Genomic DNA, 21686 nt, shown 5'->3' on the forward strand with positions numbered 1-21686 from the left:
CGTCAGGTCTCCAGATCATGCCGGTTGACCCTGGCTTCCAGCTTGTTTTGCAGGTGCGAGAGCGCCGTGGCAAGGATCCAGTAGATCAGTGCGGCGGCCAGGTACATGGTGAAAATTTCAAAGGTGCGTGCGGTGATCAACTGCGCCTGGCGAAACAGCTCCGGCACCTGAATGGTGGCGGCCAGCGCGGTGTCCTTGACCAGCGAAATGAAGCTGTTGCCCAGCGGCGGCAAGGCCGTGCGTGCTGCTTGCGGCAGTATGGCCCGGCGCATGGTCTGCCAGCGGGTCATGCCGATGCTTGCGGCAGCCTCCCACTGACCGCGTTCCACGGAGCTGATGGCCGCACGCAGAATTTCACAAGCATAAGCGGCCATGTTCAACGAAAAGCCGATCAGTGCCGCGCTCAGGGGTTCAAGCTGGATACCCAGTTCCGGCAGGCCGTAATAAATCACGAACAGCTGAACCAGCAAGGGCGTACCGCGAAAGAACGACACGTAGATGCGTGCAATCCAGTTCACCAGTTTGAGGCGCGACAGGCGCATCAATGCCAGGCCGAAGCCCAGCAGCAACCCGAAAAACATCCCGCCCAGGCTGAGGAAGACGGTGTAATACGCGCCCTTGAGCAGAAAGGGCGCGGAGTCCAGCGCGAGCTGAAGGCTCTCTTCGATCATTTGGTGACGTCAGCGTTGAAGTATTTCTTCGACAGTTTTTCCAGGGTGCCGTCGGCGCGCAGTTTGTCGATCGCCTTGTCGATAGCTGCCTGTAACTCGGGTTCGCCTTTGCGCAGGGCAATGCCGGACTCCTGACGGGAAAACGCGTCACCTGCGGGCACCAGTTTGTTTTTGGTCTTGGTGGCCATTTCCAGAGCTGCCAGACGGTCAACGAGAATCGCGTCGATACGGCCTACACTCAGGTCCTGGATTTTGCTCGGGTCATCGTCATAGGTTTTGACGATTGCGCCCGGGACGTTTTCCTTCAACCATTGTTCGTAGTTGGTGCCCAGCCCCACGCCAACCTTCTTGCCGGTCAGGTCCTTGGCTGTCTTGATGGTGTCTGCGTTCTTCTTCAGAACCAGCGCCTGAATGCCGGATACGGTGTAGGGCTCAGAGAAATCGTACTTCTTCTTGCGCTCCTCGGAGATGGTCACCTGATTGATCACCACATCCAGACGCTTGGAATCCAGAGCGGCCAGAATGCCGTCCCATTTCGATGGCTGGATCTTGGCTTTCACGCCCAGTTCCTTGGCCAGCGCTTCGGAAAACTCGACTTCGAAGCCGGTGAGCTTGCCGTTTTCATCGACGAAGCTGAACGGCGGGTAAGTGCCTTCAAGGCCCACATTAAGCGTGCCGCTATCCTTGATTTTCTGCAGTTGCTCGCCAGCCATGGCTTGCCCGGCGATACCGGTACCGAGCATCAAGCTCAGTGCCGAGAAAAGAAACGTGCGACGAATAGCGGAAATGTTCATGCGAGCCCCTTGTTGGTATGGAAGTGTCTGGCCTTTTTCTGACCCGACTCAAGCAACTTCGTGCTGATTATTCAGCTTTTTTCAGGCAGTTACGTCAGGTGTTCCGTCAGTGTTGTTGTCTGCCGGGCGCGACTATATAGCCATCTGCTTATGAGGAAAAATAACAAAAAAAGTTATTTCCCCTTCCAAAAGGCATAAACGCTGCACAGGCTGAAAAGTTACTGATCAAACGCATCCGGGTAGGCAAACAGCGCAGGAGCACCGCCAGTGTGCAGAAAGATCAGCGGGCCGTCGTTGAAGCGCTGACGGCCAATGCCATCCAGCAAGCCGGACATGGCCTTGCCGGTATAAACCGGGTCCAGCAACAGCCCTTCATGGCTGGCCACCAGCTTGATCGCTGCCAGCGTACCGGCGTTCGGTTCTCCATAACGCGGAGCGAAATATTCGTCCCACAGTTCAACCTTGAAGTGCTCCGGCAGGGCGATATCCAGTAATTCTGCCGTACGCTCGGCCAAGCCCTGCACTTTGGGCAGTTGTGCTTCTTCACTGCGCGAAACGGTCACGCCGATAACCGGCAATTGCGGCAACTCGTGAGCCAGTGCCAACGCCAGGCCGCTGTGGGTGCCCGCGCTGCCGGAGGCCAGAACAACCGCCGCAAAGTCGATGCCGGTCTGCTTGATCTGCTCAGCCAGTTCCAGCCCGGCGCGAACATAACCCAGCGCACCGACCGGGCTTGATCCACCGATGGGTACCAGATAAGGCTTCTTGCCGCTGGAGCGCAGACGCGCAGCCAGCGCGTGCAGTTGTTCGTCGGCGTTGTCGAGGTTTTCAACCAGCTCGACCTTGGCATCGAACAGCTCCAGCAGCAGGCGATTGCCGTTTTTCAGGTAACTCGGGTCTTCAGTGCCGATGGGGTTTTCCAGCAGCGCCACGCAGCCAAGGCCCAGGCGCGCCGCCAGGGCCGCGGTCTGGCGAACATGGTTGGACTGGATAGCGCCCGCAGTGATCAGCGTGTCGGCACCCTGGGCCAGCGCGTCTGCTGCGAGGTATTCGAGTTTGCGAACCTTGTTGCCGCCCAGCGCCAGGGTAGTGGTGTCATCACGCTTGATGTAGATATCGCGATCTGCCCAGATCGACAGGCGCTCAAGCTTTTCCAGAGCCGTCGGCGCGCTGATCAAGTCCAGGCGATTGAAACGGGCAAGCTGATTTTTGATCATGGTGGTCGGTAAGCCGTGTAGAGAGTCACCGGACTATAGGCAGACGTTTCCCGCACGGCAACTTATCTGTGCTCACTGCTCTGTTGGCGTATTCCTACAGAAATTGTTGTTTTTTTCGTCTGAATGTTTGCCGTAGAGTGGCAACAGCAGCGGCCAGCACTGTCGGTCGCCACCCTTCACATCAAGGAGAGTCAAGCGTGAGCGATATTCCAGAAGCATCCGCCGACGGCAGTTCCAGCCACTGGCAGTTGCAGCGGATCGTCAGCCAGTTGCGCGGCGCGAGAGAAGACTGGCGGGCGCGCAACCGTCGGGTAAGCGGCGAGCACGGCGGGCGCGAACTGCCTTCGCGTGCAGCCATGGGCGAAATTCTTGAAGCGCTGAGCGGGGCGTTGTTCCCGATGCGGCTTGGCCCGGTGGACCTGCGTGAAGAAAGCGAAGATTTTTACGTGGGGCATACGCTGGATGTGGCACTCAATGCGCTGCTGGCCCAGGCCCGCCTGGAGCTGCGCTACGTCGCCCATCAGCAGGGCGGTGACCTGAAGAGCATCGATGCGCGAGCGCTCGAGCTGATTCAGGGTTTCGCCATGGCCCTGCCGGGTATTCGTCTGTTACTGGACACTGACGTGCTGGCCGCCTACCACGGCGACCCGGCCGCACGCAGCGTCGATGAAGTGCTGCTGTGCTACCCCGGCATTCTGGCGGTGATCCACCATCGTCTGGCGCACCATTTGTATCGCGCCGGTTTGCCATTGCTGGCGCGCATCAGCTCGGAGATTGCCCATTCGGCGACCGGTATCGACATTCATCCGGGCGCGCAGATCGGCCCGAGCTTCTTTATCGACCATGGAACAGGCGTGGTAATTGGCGAAACCGCGATCATCGGCGAGCGGGTGCGGATCTATCAGGCCGTGACCCTGGGCGCCAAGCGCTTCCCGTCGGACGAGGACGGCCAGTTGCAGAAAGGCCATGCACGGCATCCAATCGTTGAAGACGACGTGGTGATCTACGCGGGTGCGACCATTCTGGGGCGCATCACTATCGGTAAGGGCTCGACCATCGGCGGCAATGTCTGGCTGACCCGCAGCGTACCGGCGGGCTGCAACCTGACCCAGGCCAATTTGCTGCAACAGGATGATTGCAGCAAGAAGTGAGATCGCTCCGTTATCAGATCACCTTCACTGCCCGGCCGATGAACTGGATCGGCCCGGTAGGCTTGCCTATTGGCGAACCGGTGGATTTCTCCAGGGTCAGTTCGAACAGCTGATTGGGTTGCAATGGCGGCAGTTTGTCCAGCGGAACATGCAGGCTCTGACCCGGCTTGACCAGCCCGAGTGAGACCGGGCCTTGCCAGTCGTCACCCTTGGTCCAGAACTCCAGCGCCTTGTCGTTCGGAACCTCGAACACGCCAAGCGGAATAAGCTGGATTTCCTGCGAGTTGCTGGCTTGCACAACCCAGCCGGGAGCCTTGTCCTGCGGCCCGACCAATACCACGAGGTAGGACGGTTGCGCCGGCGCGCGGGTCAGCAACGTCATGCCCAGCACCAGCGACGCCGCTAATCCGGCACCCGCCAGCCCGCGCCAGACCGACAGGTTGTCCCACCAGCGCACTCGCTGTCTGTGCAGCGCTTTGGCGGGTGCTGCCAGCTCCAGCAAGTTACGTTCGATGCGATCCCACAGGCCGGGCGATGGCGTAACCGGTTCGGCCAACTCTGTCAGGGGCAGCAGGCGCTGTTCCCAGGCATCGATGGCCGCCTGCAGATCAGGCTCGTGGGGCAGGCGACGTTGTACGTCGAGCCTTTCCTGTGGCGACAGGGTGCCGAGCACATACTCGCCCGCCAGGTCATGAATGTTGTCGTCTAAAGGCCGGTTCATCCCATGCACTCCCGCAAAGCCGTCAGGCTGCGCTTGATCCAGGCTTTGACCGTACCCAATGGCGCGCCGATCTTCTGCGCGATTTCCTGATGCGAATAGCCGTCTACGTAAGCGTGAAAGATACAGTTTCGGCGTACCGGCTCGAGTTGCTCCATGCATGAAGTCATCCGTCCTGGATTGACCCGCCAATCGAAAGCATCCCCGGTTTCCTGCCAGCCTTCCAGGGTTGCCTGTTCGTGATGATCGTCGCTGCCGTCATCCTCGACACGTACCTCGCGCGCCGTGTTGCGCAGCGTGTTCAGCGCAAGATGCCGGGTCACGCTGAATATCCAGCCACGCGCCGAACCGCGCGCCGCGTCGAAGCTGGCCGCGTGGCTCCAGATTTTCAGGAATGCGTCATGCACGATGTCTTCAGCCAGCGCCCGGTCACGCACCAGCCGCTGAGCGACGCCGAGCAGCCGCGCGCTTTCCTGTTGATAAAGACGCTGCAAGGCCTGCTTGTCACCGCGAGCGCAGGCCTGCAACGTTGCTTCGTAATCAAAGAGAGATTCGTGCGAGGACAAGATGATCCGCCATCGAAGGAAGACTACTGCCTCGCTGACATCACGAGGCTCCCGTGCAGCAGCATAGCCTACTGTTGCACGGTCACCTGATTAAGCGCATTGATCAGCTGGCGGTCCAGAACAGGTAGTCGGCCTGATACTTGACCACTTCCTTCGCGCCCTTGTTGCTCTCTGCACAGGCTTTGGCCGGGGCTACGCCGCCTTTCAAGGCCACGCGCTGAATGTAAGTGACGCCCGTCATTGCGCCCTTGCCTTCAGCCGGGTTGGCCTTGACCAGTTGGTACGGCAGGTTGCCTGCGCTCGACGGGGCCACAGCAACCTGAGTACCGGTCAGTTTCGAGCCGTCTTTGGCTTCCCAGGTGGCCGGTGGGCCGTAGTAGGTGCCGACCTGTTTGCCGCTCTTGTCATTGAGCGCGGCCTTGGGACCGACGAATGCCCACTCCATCTCATTGGGCATATTGGCCTTGGCGCGGCACTCGTAAGTGATCTCGCCGACCCCGGTGGTGGTCATGCTGACTTTGTTGCCGGCCGGTACCCTGACGCTTTCGGGCAGGTCAGTCTGAGCCATGGCAATGGATGACAGGCAAGTGAAAGCCAGGGTGCTACCAGCAAGGCAGAGCAAGCGTTTTGCGTTCATGCAGAAATCTCCAGAGGGTTTAACCGCGCTCAGCAACTCGAAGTGGCTGCTGAATGTACTACCCGCGAGAAACCCATCTGGATGCAGTGATTTGAAAATATTTTTTCAGTGCCGGCTGAAACGGCTGCGCAGCAGCAAAATACCGGCAATTGCCGCGAGGCCCGAGCCGATCAGCACACCGACTTTTACTTCATCGATCAGGTGCTGCGAACCAGGAAACGCCAGGTTGCCGATGAACAGGCTCATGGTAAAGCCGATGCCGCACAGAATAGCGACGCCGTACAACTGCACCCAATTGCTGCCTTCCGGCAATGTCGCCAGCCCGGCACGAATCGCCAGCACTGCGGCAAGGAACACTCCGATCTGCTTGCCGACGAACAGGCCCAACGCGACACCCAGCGGCACCGGGTCGATCAGGTTTGCCAGGGTGATGCCGGAAAGCGATACACCCGCATTGGCAAAGCCGAAGATCGGCACCACAGCGAACGCCACCCAGTAATGCATTTTTTCTTCAAGAAACAGCAGCGGCGAGCGTGCTTCCTCCTCGGGCTTGCCCATCGGTATGCACAGCGCCAGCGCCACGCCGGCCAGCGTGGCGTGTACGCCCGATTGCAGGACGAAGAACCATAGCAGTGCGCCGAGCAGCAAATAGGGCAGCAGACGGCGGACGTTCAGGCGATTCAGCGCGATCAGTACGGCGAGGGTCACGAATGCGGCGGCCAGCATCGGCAGGTTAAGCCCCGAGCTGTAGAAAAACGCGATGATGGTTACAGCACCCAAGTCATCGAGAATCGCCAGCGCGGCCAGAAAGACCTTCAGCGAGGTCGGCACCCGACTGCCCAGCAGCGACAGCACGCCGAGGGCGAAGGCGATGTCGGTGGCCGCTGGAATCGCCCAGCCGCTGAGGGTTTGCGGGTTGCCCCAGTTAATCGCGATGTAGATCAGCGCAGGCACCAGCATGCCGCCCGCCGCTGCAAAGCCGGGCAGGGCGCGTTGTCCCCAGGTTGCCAGGCCGCCGGCCAGCACTTCGCGTTTGATCTCCAGGCCGACCATCAGAAAAAAGATGGCCATCAGCCCGTCGTTGATCCACAGCTCCACCGACAGGCCCAGCCAGACGCTGTGCAGAATCGAGAAGTAGCTCGCTGAGAGAGGAGAGTTGGCGACGATAAGGGCGGCCAGCGCCGCCGCCATCAGGACGATGCCGCCTGCTGATTCGGAGGCGAGGAAACGGGTGAGGACGGCAACGCCTCTGGGCGTTTCCCGGTTGGAAACTTGAGTCATGGTCATCCTTGAGTGCAAGGCTATTTTTTTATGAGGTGCCAGGAATGCGTCTACAGGCCCGTGGCGGTGAGTTCGATCAGGCAGCAACGACTGGCGCGAGGTGATTGCAGTTCGATTTCCAGCAAACCGCCAGAATTATCCACTTGAGCGCAATCAAGTTTACCGAGAATTTCCCACGGCTGGCCGTTCACGCTTATCGCTACTTGTTCGGCCATGCTGAACAGCACGAAGGTGCTGGCTGAACTGAACAGCCGTTGCGGATGACGCACGTCTATCCAGTGCAGGCGTGCCGTGTAACGATGAGGAGCATAGATCAGATTGAAGTCGCGAATCGGCCCGTCCAGCAGTGTGCAACTGACTTCACTGTCGCCGCTGAACGCAAACGGGTCCGATGGCAGCAATGGGCGGCTGGACACACCGTCCACGTCCAGCGTCATGCCCGCGCCCTGCAAGACGGTAATGATGCGTTGATAACCGGCGAACACCGAGAAGCCGCCCGAGGTTTCAATGTCGGCAATCGACAGCCGCCAGCCGAAACCGTCGAGGTCCTGGCCTGCATCGCGAGCGATTTCTTCAGTGCTGCCACCGCCGTTTTTCCACGGCATGCGCGGGTAGTCGACGGCACGCAGGAGGCGAGTCTGGCTCATTTGGTAAAGCGTCCTTCCAGGCGATGGCGGGAGCCGGGGTGTATCAGGCGCGCAGCGGTGACGGGCTGGCGGCCTGACCAGGTACGGCGACGAATCAGCAGGCAGGGCTCTCCGGCATCGATCTGCAACAACGTGCATTCATCGGCTTCGGCGAGGATCGCCTCGACCACATGCTCGCCTTCGGTGAGCGGCGCAACCTGCGACAGATAGGCGTAAGGTGTCTGCAGGGTGAAGTCCTGCCTGAGGTAGTCCGGGGCGACCTGGGCGTTGACGAAGCGGTCTTCGATCTGTACCGGAATGTCGTTCTCGTAGTGCACGATCAGTGAATGGAACACCCGCTGGCCTTCGCGCATGTCCAGCGCCAGAGCGCGCTCCGAGCCTGCGGCTTCTTCCTTTAGCACCATGACCTTGCAGGTATGGCGATGGCCGCGCGCGGCGATCTCGTCAGCAATGTTATGCACTTCGAACAGCGCCGACTGGCTTTTGGGTTCGGCGACAAAAGTGCCAACACCCTGCATGCGCACCAGCAAACCTTCAACGGTCAGCTCACGCAGGGCGCGGTTGATCGTCATGCGGCTGAAACCCAGTTGCGTCACCAGCTCGCTTTCCGACGGTACGCGATGGTGCGGCGGCCAGGTGCCATTCTGGATCTGCAGGGCGATCATGTGTTTGACGCGGGCGTACAAGGGTGCGGGACTTTCGCCCATCTGGGCTGTCAGGGAAGAAGAGGCGGGCGGAGTCGACACGTGTGAGTCCTTGTTTTCAAAATGACGTTTTGACGATGATTCAGACGCCTGAGAGCGCCACGCTAACCATTAACCTGCTGCTCGGCAAGCGTGCCGAAGGTTTACCGGTCGCTTAAACGTCTGTATATGTATATACAAATTACAGTGATGAGGTGTGAAGTCAATGTCAGCCTTCTTTGCCGAGCGCGCGTTACTCCCCGACGGCTGGGCCAACAATGTGCGTCTGGAGGTCAGCCAGGAAGGCGTTTTGACCCGCGTCGAGGCCAATGCGGATCGGCAGGGTGCCGAAATCGTCAGTGGCCCGTTGCTGCCTGGCATGCCGAACCTGCACTCTCATGCGTTTCAGCGGGCGATGGCCGGGCTGGCGGAAGTGGCGGGCAACCCCAACGATAGTTTCTGGACCTGGCGCGACCTCATGTATCGCCTGGTGGGGCGCATCAGCCCGCAGCAGTTGGGCGTTATCGCTCGTCAGCTGTACATCGAAATGCTCAAGGGCGGTTACACCTCGGTTGCCGAATTTCATTACGTGCATCAGGACCTGGATGGCAAACCCTATGCAGATCCTGCCGAACTGGCCGTGCAGATCAGTCAGGCGGCAAGTTCGGTCGGCATCGGCCTGACCCTGCTGCCGGTGCTTTACAGCCACTCGGGGTTTGGCGGGCAGGCACCCAACGAAGGGCAGCGGCGGTTTATCCACAGCACTGACAGCTATCTGGATTTGCAGGCTCGTCTACGCCCGCTTCTGGCGGCTCAGCCCACGCAGCAGTTGGGTCTGTGCTTCCACTCGCTGCGTGCGGTGACGCCACAGCAGATCAGTGAAGCACTGGCGGCCAGCGACCAGCAGTGCCCTGTGCATATTCATATTGCGGAACAGCAGAAGGAAGTCGATGACTGCCTGAGCTGGAGCGGTCGGCGTCCGCTGCAATGGCTGTATGAAAATGCCCCTGTGGATAACCGCTGGTGCTTGGTGCATGCGACCCACGCCGAGGCAGATGAGGTGCAACTGATGGCGCAAAGTGGCGCGGTGGCCGGGTTATGCCTGACCACCGAGGCCAATCTGGGCGACGGTATCTTTCCGGCGGTGGACTACATTGCCCAGGGTGGCCGGTGGGGAATTGGCTCGGACAGTCACGTTTCGCTCAGCGTGGTCGAGGAGTTGCGCTGGCTGGAGTACGGCCAGCGTCTACGCGATCAGCGTCGTAACCGGCTGTATCGCAGTGATCAGCCGATGGTTGGCCGCACTTTGTACGACGCCGCGCTCGCGGGTGGCGCGCAGGCGTTGGGGCAGCAGGTTGGTACGCTGCAAGTGGGGCAACGCGCCGACTGGCTGGTGCTGGATGGCAACGACCCGTACATCGCCACGGCTTCGGGCGACGCCATCCTCAACCGCTGGCTGTTCGCCGGCAGCGACCGACAGATTCGCGACGTAGCCGTGAATGGGCGCTGGGTCATACGCGAAGGGCGACATGCCGCAGAAGAGCAAAGCAACCGCGAGTTCGCGCAGGTATTGAGGGAATTGCTCGGCTGATGCAAGAGAGGACGCAGAGCGTCAAGAACGGCATGCCCACGCGGAGCATGGGCACGATAGTGTCCTTGCGGACGCTTGGCGTTCCTCACTTTCCAGCCACGACGCTTATCGTTCCTCACGCTCCAGCGTGGGAATGCTGTGGGTGACGCTCCGCGTCACAAATCTGCGCCGCGCCGCCCATCGAAAATCGGACGCGGAGCGTCCAGAACGGCATACCCACGCGGAGCATGGGCGCGATAGTGTTCTTGCGGACGCTTGGCGTTCCTCACTTTCCAGCCACGACGCTTATCGTTCCTCACGCTCCAGCGTGGGAATGCTGTGGGTGACGCTCCGCGTCACAAATCTGCGCCGCGCCGCCCATCGAAAATCGGACGCGGAGCGTCCAGAACGGCATGCCCACGCGGAGTATGGGCACGATAGTGTTCTTGCGGACGCTTGGCGTTCCTCACTTTCCAGCCACGACGCTTATCGTTCCTCACGCTCCAGCGTGGGAATGCTGTGGGTGACGCTCCGCGTCACAAATCTGCGCCGCGCCGCCCATCGAAAATCGGACGCGGAGCGTCCAGAACGGCATGCCCACGCGGAGTATGGGCACGATAGTGTTCTTGCGGACGCTTGGCGTTCCTCACTTTCCAGCCACGACGCTCATCGTTCCTCACGCTCCAGCGTGGGAATGCCGTGGGTGACGCTCCGCGTCACAAATCTGCGTCGCGCCGCCAATCGAAAATCGGACGCGGAGCGTCCAGAAAGGCATGCGACGCAGAGCGTCGCACAATGATCAAGCGTGAGCACAATAAGCGGAGTCCGCTTACTTCTCGCCCTTGCCGATCTTCGAATCATCTTCGCGCCAGATCAGGCGGGAGGTGTCGTAGCCTTGCTGGCGAGCCTTGCTCAGCATGTTTTCCTTGACCGATGCAGACACTGTCGGCGTGCGCGACAGCAGCCACAGGTATTTGCGGTCCGGGTTGCCGACCACGGCGGTCCGGTAGCCTTCGCTGACGTCCAGAATCCAGTAGTCACCCTTGGCAACGCCCGGCAGCAGGCGCGAGAACCAGTTATCGAACACTACCCACAGCTTGTCGGTCTTGCCCGGTACTTGGGGCGAGGCAGTGCCCTTTGCTTCTTCCCACTTGCCCTCGATAGTGCGGCAACGGTTGGTCACTGCAATGTTGCCGTCGTCCTTGAGCGCGTAAAGCGCCTCGGACTGGGCGCACTTGCGCTGGAAAAACATTGGCAGGCGGGCGATCTCGTACCAGGTGCCCTGATACTGCTTGAGGTCGACGCTGTCGACTGTCCTTGGCTCGAGGTTGTCAGCCGAGTGGGCAAAACCGATGGCCAGAAAGCTGGCCATGACAAAAATTCCGAAACGTACCAGTACCTTGATCATGTTTTATTTCAGACCCTGACCCGAGAACAGGACAACCTTGTCTGCCGCATACTGCACGCTGATAAAGGTGTTCTGGTCACCCCATGTGCAACTGGACATGCCCAGTGCGCCGGAGCATTCCGTCGGGCTGCCCAGCAAGGATTCGACCTGTGCCTTGGGCATGCCGGCTGAAATTTTCGAGTAGTTTTCCTGGGTGATCTTGCTGCAGGCAGCCAGAAATACGCAGAACGAGAGTAACGCGACAGTGCGCAAGGACATGGGTGTAGCTCCTGAACGGAAGGGGGTCGCGTCGCAGTGCAAGCGGAGGCAGGCTGGCGCAGTACCGCAAGCTTAGAAGAGAAAAAGGGAATCTGGTTCCCGGACGGCGCAAGGATTTATGCCGTAGATCAGATGGTTGGCCCGCAGGCCTGTGCCGAACGCAACATCGAATGCTCGTTTGCCTGTCGCCGGGTGGTGATTCAGACGGGCCGAATCACCACTGGCGCACAGCAAGCCTTCTTACTCTTTGTGATACGCAGTAGCGCGCTCGACTTCTTCTTTCGAACCCAGGTACACCGCTACGCGCTGGTGCAGGCCTTCCGGCTGAATGTCGAGAATGCGCTGATGACCGTCGGTGGACGCGCCGCCAGCCTGCTCGACCAGGAAGGACATCGGGTTGGCTTCATACATCAGACGCAGTTTGCCCGGCTTGGAAGGCTCGCGGCTGTCGCGCGGATACATGAACAGACCGCCACGGGTCAGGATACGGTGCACGTCGGCCACCATCGCAGCGACCCAGCGCATGTTGTAGTTCTTTTTCAACGGGCCGTCTGCACCGGCCAGCAACTCGTTCACGTAGCGCTGTACCGGGGCTTCCCAGTGGCGCTGGTTGGACATGTTGATCGCGAATTCCTGGGTGGACTCCGGGATTTTGATGTCTTCGTGAGTGAGCACGAAGCTGCCCATTTCGCGGTCCAGGGTGAAGCCTTTCACTCCGTCGCCCAGGGTCAGCACCAGCATGGTCTGCGGGCCGTAGATGGCGTAACCGGCGGCGACCTGTTCGGTGCCCGGCTGCAGGAAGGCCTTTTCATTCAGCGCTTCGTTCTGGCTGAGGTATTCGTTCGGGCAACGCAGTACCGAAAAGATGGTGCCGACCGGAGCGTTGATGTCGATGTTCGACGAGCCGTCCAGCGGGTCGAAAACCAGCAGGTACGCGCCCTTCGGGTATTTGCCCGGGATCTGGTAGGCGTTGTCCATTTCTTCGGACGCCATGCCGGCCAGGTGACCGCCCCATTCGTTGGCCTCGAGCAGGATCTCGTTGGAGATCACATCGAGCTTTTTCTGCACTTCGCCCTGAACGTTTTCGGTGCCCATGCTGCCAAGTACGCCGCCCAGCGCGCCTTTGGAGACGGCGTGGCTGATTTCCTTGCATGCGCGCGCCACAACTTCGATCAGGAAGCGCAGATCGGCAGGGGTGTTGTTGCTGCGAGTCTGCTCAATGTTGCTGCGAGTCTGCTCAATCAAGTAACGACTTAGTGTAACGCGGGACATGGATAGCTCCGAAAATAGGGGGTATGAAAACCCGCGCAGTTTAACGCGAGTGGCGACGTAATACTGCTATCAGACTGGCTTATGACTGTTTCAGTTCAGATGTCGGGCAAAGCGCACCCGACAGCCTGTGTGTTTCAGCGTTTTGATGCGCGCAGCGTGCTGAACGCCATCCAGCCCAGAAACAGTACCCCGAGCAGCAGAACAGCCCAAAGCCCGAGGCGTTTGAAGTCCATGCTCTGCGGCACCGCTATCGGCGCAGCTGCCATGTTGGCAACAGATGCCGTAGCGGGTTCCGCTGTCCCGAGCGAGGCCAGTTTTTCCGGACTCAAGTCGGGGATCAGGGTGGCCAGCGACAGGTTCGCCGCTTTGACGTTCGGGTTGCCGATGGCCAGCGTGAAGGGCCCTTCACCGCGTGCCAGGAATACGATTTCCGTGGCAGGCACGGCCACGCTCAACTGCGGCGCTTCACTGCCCAGCCCGCCGCCGCGATCATCCACCACCAGTTTTAGCTGTTGAACGATGCGCCCGGACAATTGCAGCTGGTCCTGCAAGACATCGCTGTTGTTCTGCGATAACCGGTACAACAGGCCACTGCTGATCGGCTGCCAGGGTTGTTTCGCGTCCATCCGACCGTAAAGCGTCGCCGGTGCGAGGCTGTTTGGCTGGGCAATATCGACCTTGACGCGCCCTACCGGCAAGCCGCTCGGCAGTTGCCAGACATATTCGTTGGGGCTTTCGACGACGCCCTTGACCGGTGGCGACCAGGTCAGCGGCGGGGTCGGGCTTTCAGTGCTGGCGCTGAGCAGGTGGGCGGAGATCAACAGGGGGGCGCTGTGCGGGGCGCGCCACAACAGACGCAGGTAGCGGGCGCTCTGGCCGGGCAGGCCGACTTCAAGTTGCTCGATCACTTCGTCGGCAAATGACAGCCGGGCAACCTGCCCTTCGCCCCAGTTGCGCCAGTGCTGCAGGTCATCGCTGGCTTCGATGCTGAAGTTCTGGAAACCTTCACGCTCGGTGCTCCAGTCGATCACCAGCTGCTCCAGTGGCGCCTTGATCGCGCTGGTGTCCAGCAACCAGCCGCGCAGCACTTCTTCACCAGCCTCGATATCGCTTTGCGGCTGGACCTCGATCACGCTGCCGTTGCTTGAGCGCTCGATACGGATGACCGGCGCGGCATCGCCTGCTTCCTGCGTGCTGTAAAGGGCAAACCATTTGACCGGGATTGGCGTGGGTTCCTGCTCGCGTGCAGGCTGTCGCGGCGTGATCGAATAAGCCTGCGGCTGGCCTTCGGCATTGAACACGCGCAGATCACCCAGGTCGCTCTGCCGGGCATTCAACTGCACGGCAAGCGGTAACTCGATGCGATACCAAGGCCCGTCGCCGCTGAGGCTCAGTGGGGTCTGGCTGGCAAAGTCCGTCGGTTTGTCCTGGGCGACGGCAGTTATCGCCGTGCACAAGGCCAGGCCAAGCACGGCGATCTTCATGGCGGGATGACTCAAGAACGTTTTCCTCATAGCTTATCCGGCGCGGCGGTCGGGCCTGGGCCGGGTTCTTCGCCGACCTCTCTGGCAGAGTGTTTCGGCGGCAATGGTGCGAAATATCCCACCACCAGTAGCAGAATGCCAACACCGATGAACGAGACGATTCGCTCCATGCCGCCACGGTTGCTCAGCTCGACGAAGAACAGCTTGATCACCACCACGCCGATCAATGCTGCGCCGCCCAGCCAGAGCTCGCGGTTGCTGCGCATGTGACCGCCGATCATCAGGGCCAGTGCCATCAGCGTCCAGACGATCGATAACCCGGCCTGAACGCGCATCGACTCAAGCAGCGCCTCGGTGTGCCACGGCACTTGAGCCCAATGATGGGCCGTGCGCATGACCATTGCCGTGACGAGTGCAAACAGTGAAGCGCCTGCCACCAGCAAGGCAGCATTGCGAGGGCGTGTGAGGTACTTGCGCATCCACAGGCATACCCCGGCCAGAGCCAGCAGCAGGCCGATTTCCAGCGGGTTGAGCAGCGGGATATAGGGCAGCGGTTCCGCCGCACCGTCGCTGAACGTGTTCGCCAGCCAGAACCACGCCAGCATCAATGCCGCCAGTGGTGCCGCGGCCCCGACACGGTAGGCCTCGGGGCAAGCCTTCACCGGCCATGGCCACTGACGCTCTGAGCTCATCGCCAGCAGGAACAGGCTGGGCAGAATCGCCCAGCCCAGCCAGCGCCAGGCGTTGTAAGACTCGGACAGCTGCAACAGGCCGAAACGCAATTCCAGTGCCAGTACGCTGATGATCAACAGGCAGCCTGTGGTGTGAGCGATACGTTGCGCGAGGATCGGCAGCGTGTCTGCCAGATAGTGCAAGGTCAGCAGATGCATGGCGAACACGGCTGCCCAGGCCAGCCAGCCCCAGTTCGCGGCCGGGTGGTAATGCTCACTCAGCGAGCCCAGTAACAGAAGGGCGCTGACTGGGGTGAGTACGCTGCACAATACGGCGAGGTCTGGCCAGTGCAAACGCAGGGCCAGCACTGCCCAGATAGCTACGCTGAGCGCAGCCGCGATCAACAGCAGTGGCGTCTGCACGCTGTTCGGTGCGTACAGTTGCACGACGCTGATCAATGAAGCCGCCCACCAGATCGCGCCCCATATCGTCAGTACCGTTCTGGCGATTTTCTGATCGATGATCATCAGGGTGTTGAAACGGAACACGCTCCAGGCGCTGATCAGGGCCGCGATGGCCAGAATCATCGGTGTCCAGTAGTCGCCAGCCCAGCTGGAATTGTCTGAATCACTGATCAGCATTGCGCTGGCGCACACCTGCAACACCAGGCCGAAAACCTGGGCCAGTTTGCGATGCTGGCGCAGGCCCAGCCAGAAAACCGCTGCGCCTTCCACGGCCCACGCGCAGGTCGTCCATTGCGAACCGAGACTCAGCGGGATGGCCAGCGTGGCAAACACCACGCCCAGCGCCAGGCAGGTTTCCATCAACAAAACGGTTCGGCCGTTCGCACGTGCCGCCAGCCAGCGTGCCAGACCCATGTAGATCAGGCCCAGCGCGAGCGCGCTGAGCGCGGCACCGAACTCAAGGTGTTCGACCAGCGCGTATTGCAGGCCGAACCCGACGATTGGCGTGCCAAACAGCAGGGTGCCGTCGACGTAATCACCCTGACGTGCCGACCAGCGCAGCAGTGTTTCGCGACTGGCATCCGGTGGCGCGTCAGTGAGTTCCAGCAGCTTGCGACGCGCAAACAGCAGGCCGATGGCCAGGTACATCACAAAGAACAGAATCAGAAAGGGCTCGGTGCTCCAGAACAGCTCGGGGGTGTAAGCCCGTATGCCCCAGGCGAAACCGATGCCGAAAGTGCCGAAAAAGCCGATCAGGTTGAGAATACGCCAGGCCTTGAACCAGGCGATGGCAATGATGCCCGCGTTGAGCAGGGCAAAGTAACTGAACAGCGAGATGTGGCTGCCTTGCCCGGTCGAAGCAAGCAGTGGTGCTGCGAATCCACCCAGCGCACCGGCGCAGGCCAGGGCCAGAGCATTCTGTGTCAACGCCAGAATGGCCGAGAAAGCGGTGATCGCTACCAGCAGCACAAAGCCCGGTGCCGGATCGAGCAGGGCGTGCAATTTCATCGCCGCAAAGACGGTCAGGTATAGCACGCCTACGCCTGCGCCTTGCAACATCAGCGCGTAAGGACCGTTGCGCAAACGCAGCCACCAACCCAGACCGAGCAAGGCCAGCGCGCTGGCGGCGACTGCGGCGTAGCGTGCTTCAATCGGTACGACCATGCCTTCGGTGGCGTAGCGCAACAGAAAGGCCAGCCCGAGAAACAGCACCACTACGCCCACGCGCAGTACCGTATTGCCGCCCAGCAGCCAGTCTTTTGCGCGATTGATGGCGCTGTCCAGCAGATTGGGCTGAGCGGCCTTTGAAGGCTGGTGGATATCGGGAGCGGGTTCGACAGGCTTTGCTACCTGCGGCTCTTCGTCCGGCAAGTCCCAGATCAGCTCTGGGCCTTCAGTGGGTGTCTCGATAATGACCGCATCCACTGGGAGCGGTGCGGCGTCCTGCGCAGGTGGCACGCCGGGCGCGGACTGACGTTCGAGCACGCTCAGGCGCTGTTGAACGGCGTCGAGGGATTGGCGGGTTGCGAGCAGTTGTTGCAGTTGGTCGGCGGATTGCCTGCCAAGCAGGCGCATGCGAATGCCTGCCCAGACGGCCCAGCCCATGACTGCGCCGATCAGCGCACCTGCCCACTCGTCATAGCTCAGCGCGTAGCCCAGCGCTGCACCGCCCACCACCAGACAAATCCAAAGCACGCGACGACATCCTTTTCGATGTGTGAAGGTTCATCGAGCGCAGTATATAGGGGCGGGCGGACATCGTTTGTAATGTTTTATGCCGGGGGGCACCAGAGTCTCTGCAGGACTGAGACAGATCCTTGAGGCGCTTGTGGGAGTGAGCTTGCTCACGAAGGCGTCGTTTCGAGCGCCTTCTTTGCGGAGACCTTAATGGCCTCTTCGCGAGCAAGCTCGCTCCCACGGGGGTTGTGTAAGTATGTTCAGGCTCCGAGTCAGTCCAGCGCCTTCCAGATGTCGCCGGCGTACTCGCGAATAGTCCGGTCCGAAGAGAACCAGCCCATGCGTGCGGTGTTGAGCACCGCCGAGCGCCACCATTCCTTGGAATCGTGCCAGCGTTCCTCGACTTTGGCCTGTGCTGCCCAGTACGAATCGAAGTCGGCACAGACCAGGAAGCGGTCATAATCCAGCAGCTGATCGATCAGTCCCACGTAACGGTTCGGATCATCCGGCGAGAACACGCCACCACGAATCGCTTGTAGTACATCGTTCAAACGCCCCGATGCCGCCACGTCTCCATGTGCGTTGAATTCGCCTGCGCGCTTGCGGGCTTCGACCTGTTGCGAGGACATGCCGAAGATGAACATGTGCTCCAGCCCGACCTGCTCGCTCATTTCCACGTTGGCACCGTCCAGCGTGCCGATGGTCAGTGCGCCGTTGAGGCCGAACTTCATGTTACTGGTCCCTGAAGCTTCCAGGCCTGCCGTGGAAATCTGCTCGGACAGGTCGGCTGCCGGGATGATGCTCTCCGCCAGACTGACGTTGTAGTTGGGCATGAACACCACTTTCAGCAGGCCACGCACCGTCGGGTCGTTGTTCACGGTCCGGGCGATATCGTTGGTCAGCTTGATAATCAGCTTGGCCGAGTGATAACTGGCCGCCGCCTTGCCAGCGAAGATCTTCACCCGCGGAACCCAGTCTGTGCCTGGCTCGGCACGAATCGCCTGATACAGCGCGACGGTGTGGAACAGGTTCAGCAACTGGCGTTTGTATTCGTGAATCCGTTTGACCTGGACGTCGAACATCGCTGCAGGATTGACGGCAATACCCAAGCGTTCATGAATGATCGCTGCCAGTGCGCGCTTGCTGTGCAGGCGTTGGTCGGCCATCTGCTTGCGGAACGAAGACTTATCGGCGAACGGCTCAAGCTCTTTGAGGCGAGTCTCGGCATTATCCAGAACGTCCTCACCCAGCGCTTCGACGAGCATTTCGGTCAGCTTCGGGTTGGCCTGGAACAGCCAGCGGCGGAAGGTGATGCCGTTGGTCTTGTTGTTGATCCGCTCCGGATAGATCTTGTGCAGCTCGGCAAACACGGTCTTGCGCATCAGTTGGGTATGCAGCGCCGAAACGCCATTGACGCTGTGCGAGCCGAGGAACGCCAGGTTGCCCATGCGTACCCGACGACCATTGTCTTCTTCGATCAGCGATACCGCACGCAGCACGTTGACGTCGTCGACGCCTTTGGCGCGCAGTGTGTCGATGTGTTGTGCGTTGATCAGGTAGATGATCTGCATGTGGCGCGGCAGCATCCGCTCCATCAGGCCGACCGACCAGGTCTCCAGCGCTTCCGGCAGCAGCGTATGGTTGGTGTAGCCAAGGGTGCCGACGGTGATTTTCCAGGCGGTGTCCCACGGGATGTTGTGGTTGTCGATCAACTGACGCATCAGCTCGGCCACTGCAATGGACGGGTGCGTGTCGTTCATCTGAATCGCTGCATGGTCTGGCAGATCGGTCAGCGTGGCGTGCTGGTTCAGATGGCGGCGCAGCAAATCCTGCAGCGATGCGGAAACAAAGAAGTATTCCTGGCGCAGGCGCAGTTCCTGGCCCGCTTCGGTTGCATCGTTCGGGTACAGCACGCGGGAAATACTTTCGGCGCGCACTACTTCGGCGACGGCGCCAAAGTGGTCGCCAGCGTTGAAGCGTTCCAGATGCAGGTCTTCCACCGCACGGGCGCGCCACAAGCGCAGGGTGTTGACGCTTTTCCCGCGCCAGCCGACCACAGGGGTGTCGTAAGCAATGGCCCGAACGGTTTCGCCCGGACGCCAGACCTGACGCGAGTCGCCCGCTTCGGTCACCACAGTGTCGACGCTGCCACTGAAACCGATGGAGTAAACCACCTCAGGACGCTCGAATTCCCACGGGTTGCCGAAGTCCAGCCAGTTTTCGGTCTGTTCCTGCTGCCAGCCGTCGACGATGCCCTGACGAAACAGCCCGTGCTCGTAACGAATCCCATAACCGTGCCCGGCAATGCCCAGGGTCGACATGCTTTCCATGAAGCACGCTGCCAGACGACCCAGGCCGCCGTTGCCCAGCGCAGCATCCGGTTCAAGCAAGCGGATACGTTCGATATCCACACCCAGCTCGGTCAATGCTTCGCGAGCCACTTCCAGCAGGCCGAGGTTGCTCAGGCTGTCGTAGAGCAGTCGGCCAATGAGGAATTCCAGAGACAGGTAGTAAACGCGCTTCTGGACCTTGCGATAAATCTGTCGCGTGTGGTCCATCCAGTGTTCGACCATGTGGTCGCGGGCGGCAAGGGCAACAGCTTCAAACCAGTCATGCTCAAACGCATGGTCGGGGTCCTTGCCCACCGAATAGGTGAGTTTGGCGAGCACAGCGGCGCGGAAAGCAGCCACATCAGCGTCACGAACAAGTGGTTCCTGAGACATCGGTACAACCTCAAGTAGTCTGACGAATGGAAAACGGGATTCTTAGACTGTAGGCGTGTCGTCAGTTATTTCCTGAAAATAGTAGAAATAATTGAAGGCAGCGCCCTCGCTTCGACCCAGGGCAACGGCTCTGGTTCGCGCGCTGACCAAATTGGCAAAACGCTTGCATCGATCGTTCCATCCCGATCAATGACGTGCAGCATGCTGATTCTTCGTTTCGGGTTTATGATGCCAACGGCAGAATAATAGAAGCCTCTGAACTGGACTTATGGAGCACTTATGCAGACTTTGTACCCGCAGATCAAACCCTACGCTCGGCACGATCTGGCCGTGGAACAACCGCATGTGCTTTACGTCGATGAAAGTGGCTCGCCAGAAGGGTTGCCAGTGGTATTCATTCATGGCGGCCCTGGTTCCGGATGCGATGCGCACAGTCGCTGCTATTTCGATCCTAACCTGTACCGTATCGTAACGTTCGATCAGCGTGGCTGCGGTCGCTCCACACCGCATGCCAGTCTTGAGAACAATACCACCTGGAAACTGGTGGAGGACCTGGAGCGGATTCGCGAGCACCTCGGAATCGACAAATGGGTGCTGTTCGGCGGCTCGTGGGGCTCGACTCTGGCCCTGGCTTACGCGCAGACCCATCCAGACCGCGTACACGCGCTGATCCTGCGAGGCATATTCCTGGCCCGTCAGCAAGAAATCGACTGGTTCTATCAAGCGGGTGCCAGCCGTCTGTTCCCTGATTACTGGCAGGATTATGTAGCGCCGATCCCGCTGGATGAGCGCGATAACCTACTGGCTGCCTTCCACAAGCGCCTCACGGGGCCGGACCAGATCGCCCAGATGCACGCTGCCAAAGCCTGGTCGACCTGGGAAGGGCGTTGTGCAACCTTGCGCCCCAACCCGCAAGTGGTCGATCGCTTCGCCGAACCGCACCGTGCGCTGTCCATTGCGCGCATCGAATGCCATTACTTCATGAACAAGGCGTTCCTTGAGGAAAACCAGTTGATTCGCGACATGCCAAAGATCGCGCACCTGCCGGCAATCATCGTTCACGGTCGTTATGACGTCATCTGCCCGCTGGATAATGCCTGGGAGTTGCATCAGAACTGGCCCGGCAGCGAACTGCAGGTCATTCGTGAGGCTGGCCATTCGGCGTCGGAATCCGGTATCGCCGATGCGCTGGTGCGTGCCGCTGCAGAAATTGCGCGCAACCTGCTCGACCTCCCGCCCGAAGAAGCATGACAGCAGCCTGGTATTGGTTTTGAGTCTGGAAAGGCATTTATGAAAGGTTTGTTGCAGCGCGTGCGAAACGCACGCGTTGAGGTGGGCGGCGAAGTTGTCGGTGCTATCGATCAGGGCATATTGGTGCTGGTGGGCATAGAGCCTCAAGACACCCGCGCCAGTGCCGATAAGTTGCTGCACAAGCTGCTTAATTATCGAGTGTTCAGCGATGCCGACGGCAAGATGAATCTATCCTTGCGCGAGGTAGGCGGTGGCTTGTTGCTGGTTTCGCAGTTCACGCTGGCCGCGGATACCAAAAGCGGGTTGCGTGCGGGGTTCTCGAAAGCCGCTGCTCCAGCGCTGGGCGCCGAGCTGTTCGACTATCTATTGAGTCAGGCCAGAATCGCGCATACCACTGTGGCTGCGGGCCAATTTGGTGCGGACATGCAAGTGCATTTGATAAATGATGGCCCAGTGATATTTTTGTTCGATACATAAGCTACGATTTCATCGTTTCTCCCCTGAATTTTCCGGTCGCACGGGAAATAAATTTCTTTGTCATA

General features: G+C 60.1%; 19 protein-coding genes. 4 read left to right on the forward strand and 15 right to left on the reverse strand.

Going from position 1 to position 21686, the window contains the following annotated elements; all coding sequences use genetic code 11:
• Positions 1 to 2: 2 nt before the first annotated feature.
• The 3 genes from tcyL to AC4ANE_RS01845 all read right to left on the reverse strand — a co-directional run bounded on the left by tcyL (position 3) and on the right by AC4ANE_RS01845 (position 2682).
• Positions 3 to 671, reverse strand: coding sequence for a cystine ABC transporter permease (gene tcyL, locus AC4ANE_RS01835; protein WP_002551604.1), 669 nt, complete (start codon positions 669 to 671; stop codon positions 3 to 5).
• Positions 668 to 1465, reverse strand: a complete 798-nt coding sequence (gene tcyJ / locus AC4ANE_RS01840) for a cystine ABC transporter substrate-binding protein (protein WP_002551605.1) — start codon at positions 1463 to 1465, stop codon at positions 668 to 670. The genes tcyL and tcyJ overlap by 4 nt, the downstream gene beginning before the upstream one ends.
• A gap of 218 nt (positions 1466 to 1683) precedes the next feature.
• Complete coding sequence (locus AC4ANE_RS01845) at positions 1684 to 2682, reverse strand: D-cysteine desulfhydrase (RefSeq protein ID WP_002551606.1); 999 nt, start codon at positions 2680 to 2682, stop codon at positions 1684 to 1686.
• 197 nt (positions 2683 to 2879) lie between these two features.
• Between AC4ANE_RS01845 and epsC the strand changes: the two genes are divergently transcribed.
• Positions 2880 to 3833, forward strand: coding sequence for a serine O-acetyltransferase EpsC (epsC, locus tag AC4ANE_RS01850; protein ID WP_002551607.1), 954 nt, complete (start codon positions 2880 to 2882; stop codon positions 3831 to 3833).
• Positions 3834 to 3846: 13 nt separating this feature from the next.
• On the opposite strand, the gene AC4ANE_RS01855 is transcribed toward epsC, so the two are convergent.
• The 6 genes from AC4ANE_RS01855 to hutC form a co-directional block, all read right to left on the reverse strand.
• The gene (locus tag AC4ANE_RS01855) at positions 3847 to 4554 is read right to left on the reverse strand and encodes an anti-sigma factor (protein WP_002551608.1); all 708 of its coding nucleotides are present in this window, start codon (positions 4552 to 4554) and stop codon (positions 3847 to 3849) included.
• Positions 4551 to 5117 (reverse strand): sigma-70 family RNA polymerase sigma factor, encoded by a 567-nt coding sequence (locus AC4ANE_RS01860; protein WP_002551609.1) that lies wholly within the window; start codon positions 5115 to 5117, stop codon positions 4551 to 4553. The genes AC4ANE_RS01855 and AC4ANE_RS01860 overlap by 4 nt, the downstream gene beginning before the upstream one ends.
• Positions 5118 to 5220: 103 nt before the next feature.
• A complete protein-coding gene (locus AC4ANE_RS01865) occupies positions 5221 to 5754 on the reverse strand; it encodes a DUF3455 domain-containing protein (RefSeq protein ID WP_002551610.1) in 534 nt (177 codons plus the stop codon).
• A gap of 105 nt (positions 5755 to 5859) precedes the next feature.
• Entirely contained in the window at positions 5860 to 7035 is a 1176-nt protein-coding gene (gene nhaA, locus AC4ANE_RS01870; RefSeq protein WP_002551611.1) for a Na+/H+ antiporter NhaA, read from the reverse strand.
• A 50-nt stretch (positions 7036 to 7085) separates the two neighbouring features.
• Complete coding sequence (locus AC4ANE_RS01875; protein ID WP_002551612.1) at positions 7086 to 7682, reverse strand: HutD/Ves family protein; 597 nt, start codon at positions 7680 to 7682, stop codon at positions 7086 to 7088.
• Positions 7679 to 8389, reverse strand: coding sequence for a histidine utilization transcriptional repressor HutC (gene hutC, locus AC4ANE_RS01880; protein WP_161796169.1), 711 nt, complete (start codon positions 8387 to 8389; stop codon positions 7679 to 7681). Before hutC ends, AC4ANE_RS01875 begins: the two co-directional genes overlap by 4 nt.
• Before the next feature lie 202 nt (positions 8390 to 8591).
• Here hutC and AC4ANE_RS01885 point away from each other — a divergent pair, with 202 nt between their 5' ends.
• Positions 8592 to 9956, forward strand: coding sequence for a formimidoylglutamate deiminase (locus AC4ANE_RS01885; protein WP_460408677.1), 1365 nt, complete (start codon positions 8592 to 8594; stop codon positions 9954 to 9956).
• 808 nt (positions 9957 to 10764) lie between these two features.
• On the opposite strand, the gene AC4ANE_RS01890 is transcribed toward AC4ANE_RS01885, so the two are convergent.
• The 6 genes from AC4ANE_RS01890 to AC4ANE_RS01915 form a co-directional block, all read right to left on the reverse strand.
• Positions 10765 to 11343, reverse strand: a complete 579-nt coding sequence (locus AC4ANE_RS01890; RefSeq protein ID WP_002551615.1) for a lipocalin family protein — start codon at positions 11341 to 11343, stop codon at positions 10765 to 10767.
• Positions 11344 to 11346: 3 nt separating this feature from the next.
• On the reverse strand, positions 11347 to 11601 hold the full coding sequence (gene bamE, locus AC4ANE_RS01895) for an outer membrane protein assembly factor BamE domain-containing protein (RefSeq protein ID WP_002551616.1): 255 nt from the start codon (positions 11599 to 11601) through the stop codon (positions 11347 to 11349).
• 240 nt (positions 11602 to 11841) lie between these two features.
• Positions 11842 to 12873: a class 1 fructose-bisphosphatase gene (locus AC4ANE_RS01900; protein ID WP_460408679.1), complete on the reverse strand. Its 1032-nt coding sequence runs from the start codon at positions 12871 to 12873 to the stop codon at positions 11842 to 11844.
• A 134-nt stretch (positions 12874 to 13007) separates the two neighbouring features.
• The gene (locus tag AC4ANE_RS01905; RefSeq protein ID WP_031597673.1) at positions 13008 to 14357 is read right to left on the reverse strand and encodes a DUF3999 domain-containing protein; all 1350 of its coding nucleotides are present in this window, start codon (positions 14355 to 14357) and stop codon (positions 13008 to 13010) included.
• A gap of 26 nt (positions 14358 to 14383) precedes the next feature.
• Positions 14384 to 17188, reverse strand: a complete 2805-nt coding sequence (locus tag AC4ANE_RS01910; RefSeq protein ID WP_031597672.1) for a DUF2339 domain-containing protein — start codon at positions 17186 to 17188, stop codon at positions 14384 to 14386.
• A gap of 254 nt (positions 17189 to 17442) precedes the next feature.
• Positions 17443 to 19893: a glycogen/starch/alpha-glucan phosphorylase gene (locus AC4ANE_RS01915; protein WP_002551620.1), complete on the reverse strand. Its 2451-nt coding sequence runs from the start codon at positions 19891 to 19893 to the stop codon at positions 17443 to 17445.
• Positions 19894 to 20172: 279 nt separating this feature from the next.
• Between AC4ANE_RS01915 and pip the strand changes: the two genes are divergently transcribed.
• Positions 20173 to 21144, forward strand: a complete 972-nt coding sequence (pip, locus tag AC4ANE_RS01920; RefSeq protein ID WP_005730969.1) for a prolyl aminopeptidase — start codon at positions 20173 to 20175, stop codon at positions 21142 to 21144.
• 39 nt (positions 21145 to 21183) lie between these two features.
• Positions 21184 to 21621: a D-aminoacyl-tRNA deacylase gene (gene dtd, locus AC4ANE_RS01925; protein WP_002551622.1), complete on the forward strand. Its 438-nt coding sequence runs from the start codon at positions 21184 to 21186 to the stop codon at positions 21619 to 21621.
• Positions 21622 to 21686 lie beyond the last annotated feature (65 nt).

Source organism: Pseudomonas sp. Pme6b (genome assembly GCF_058129925.1).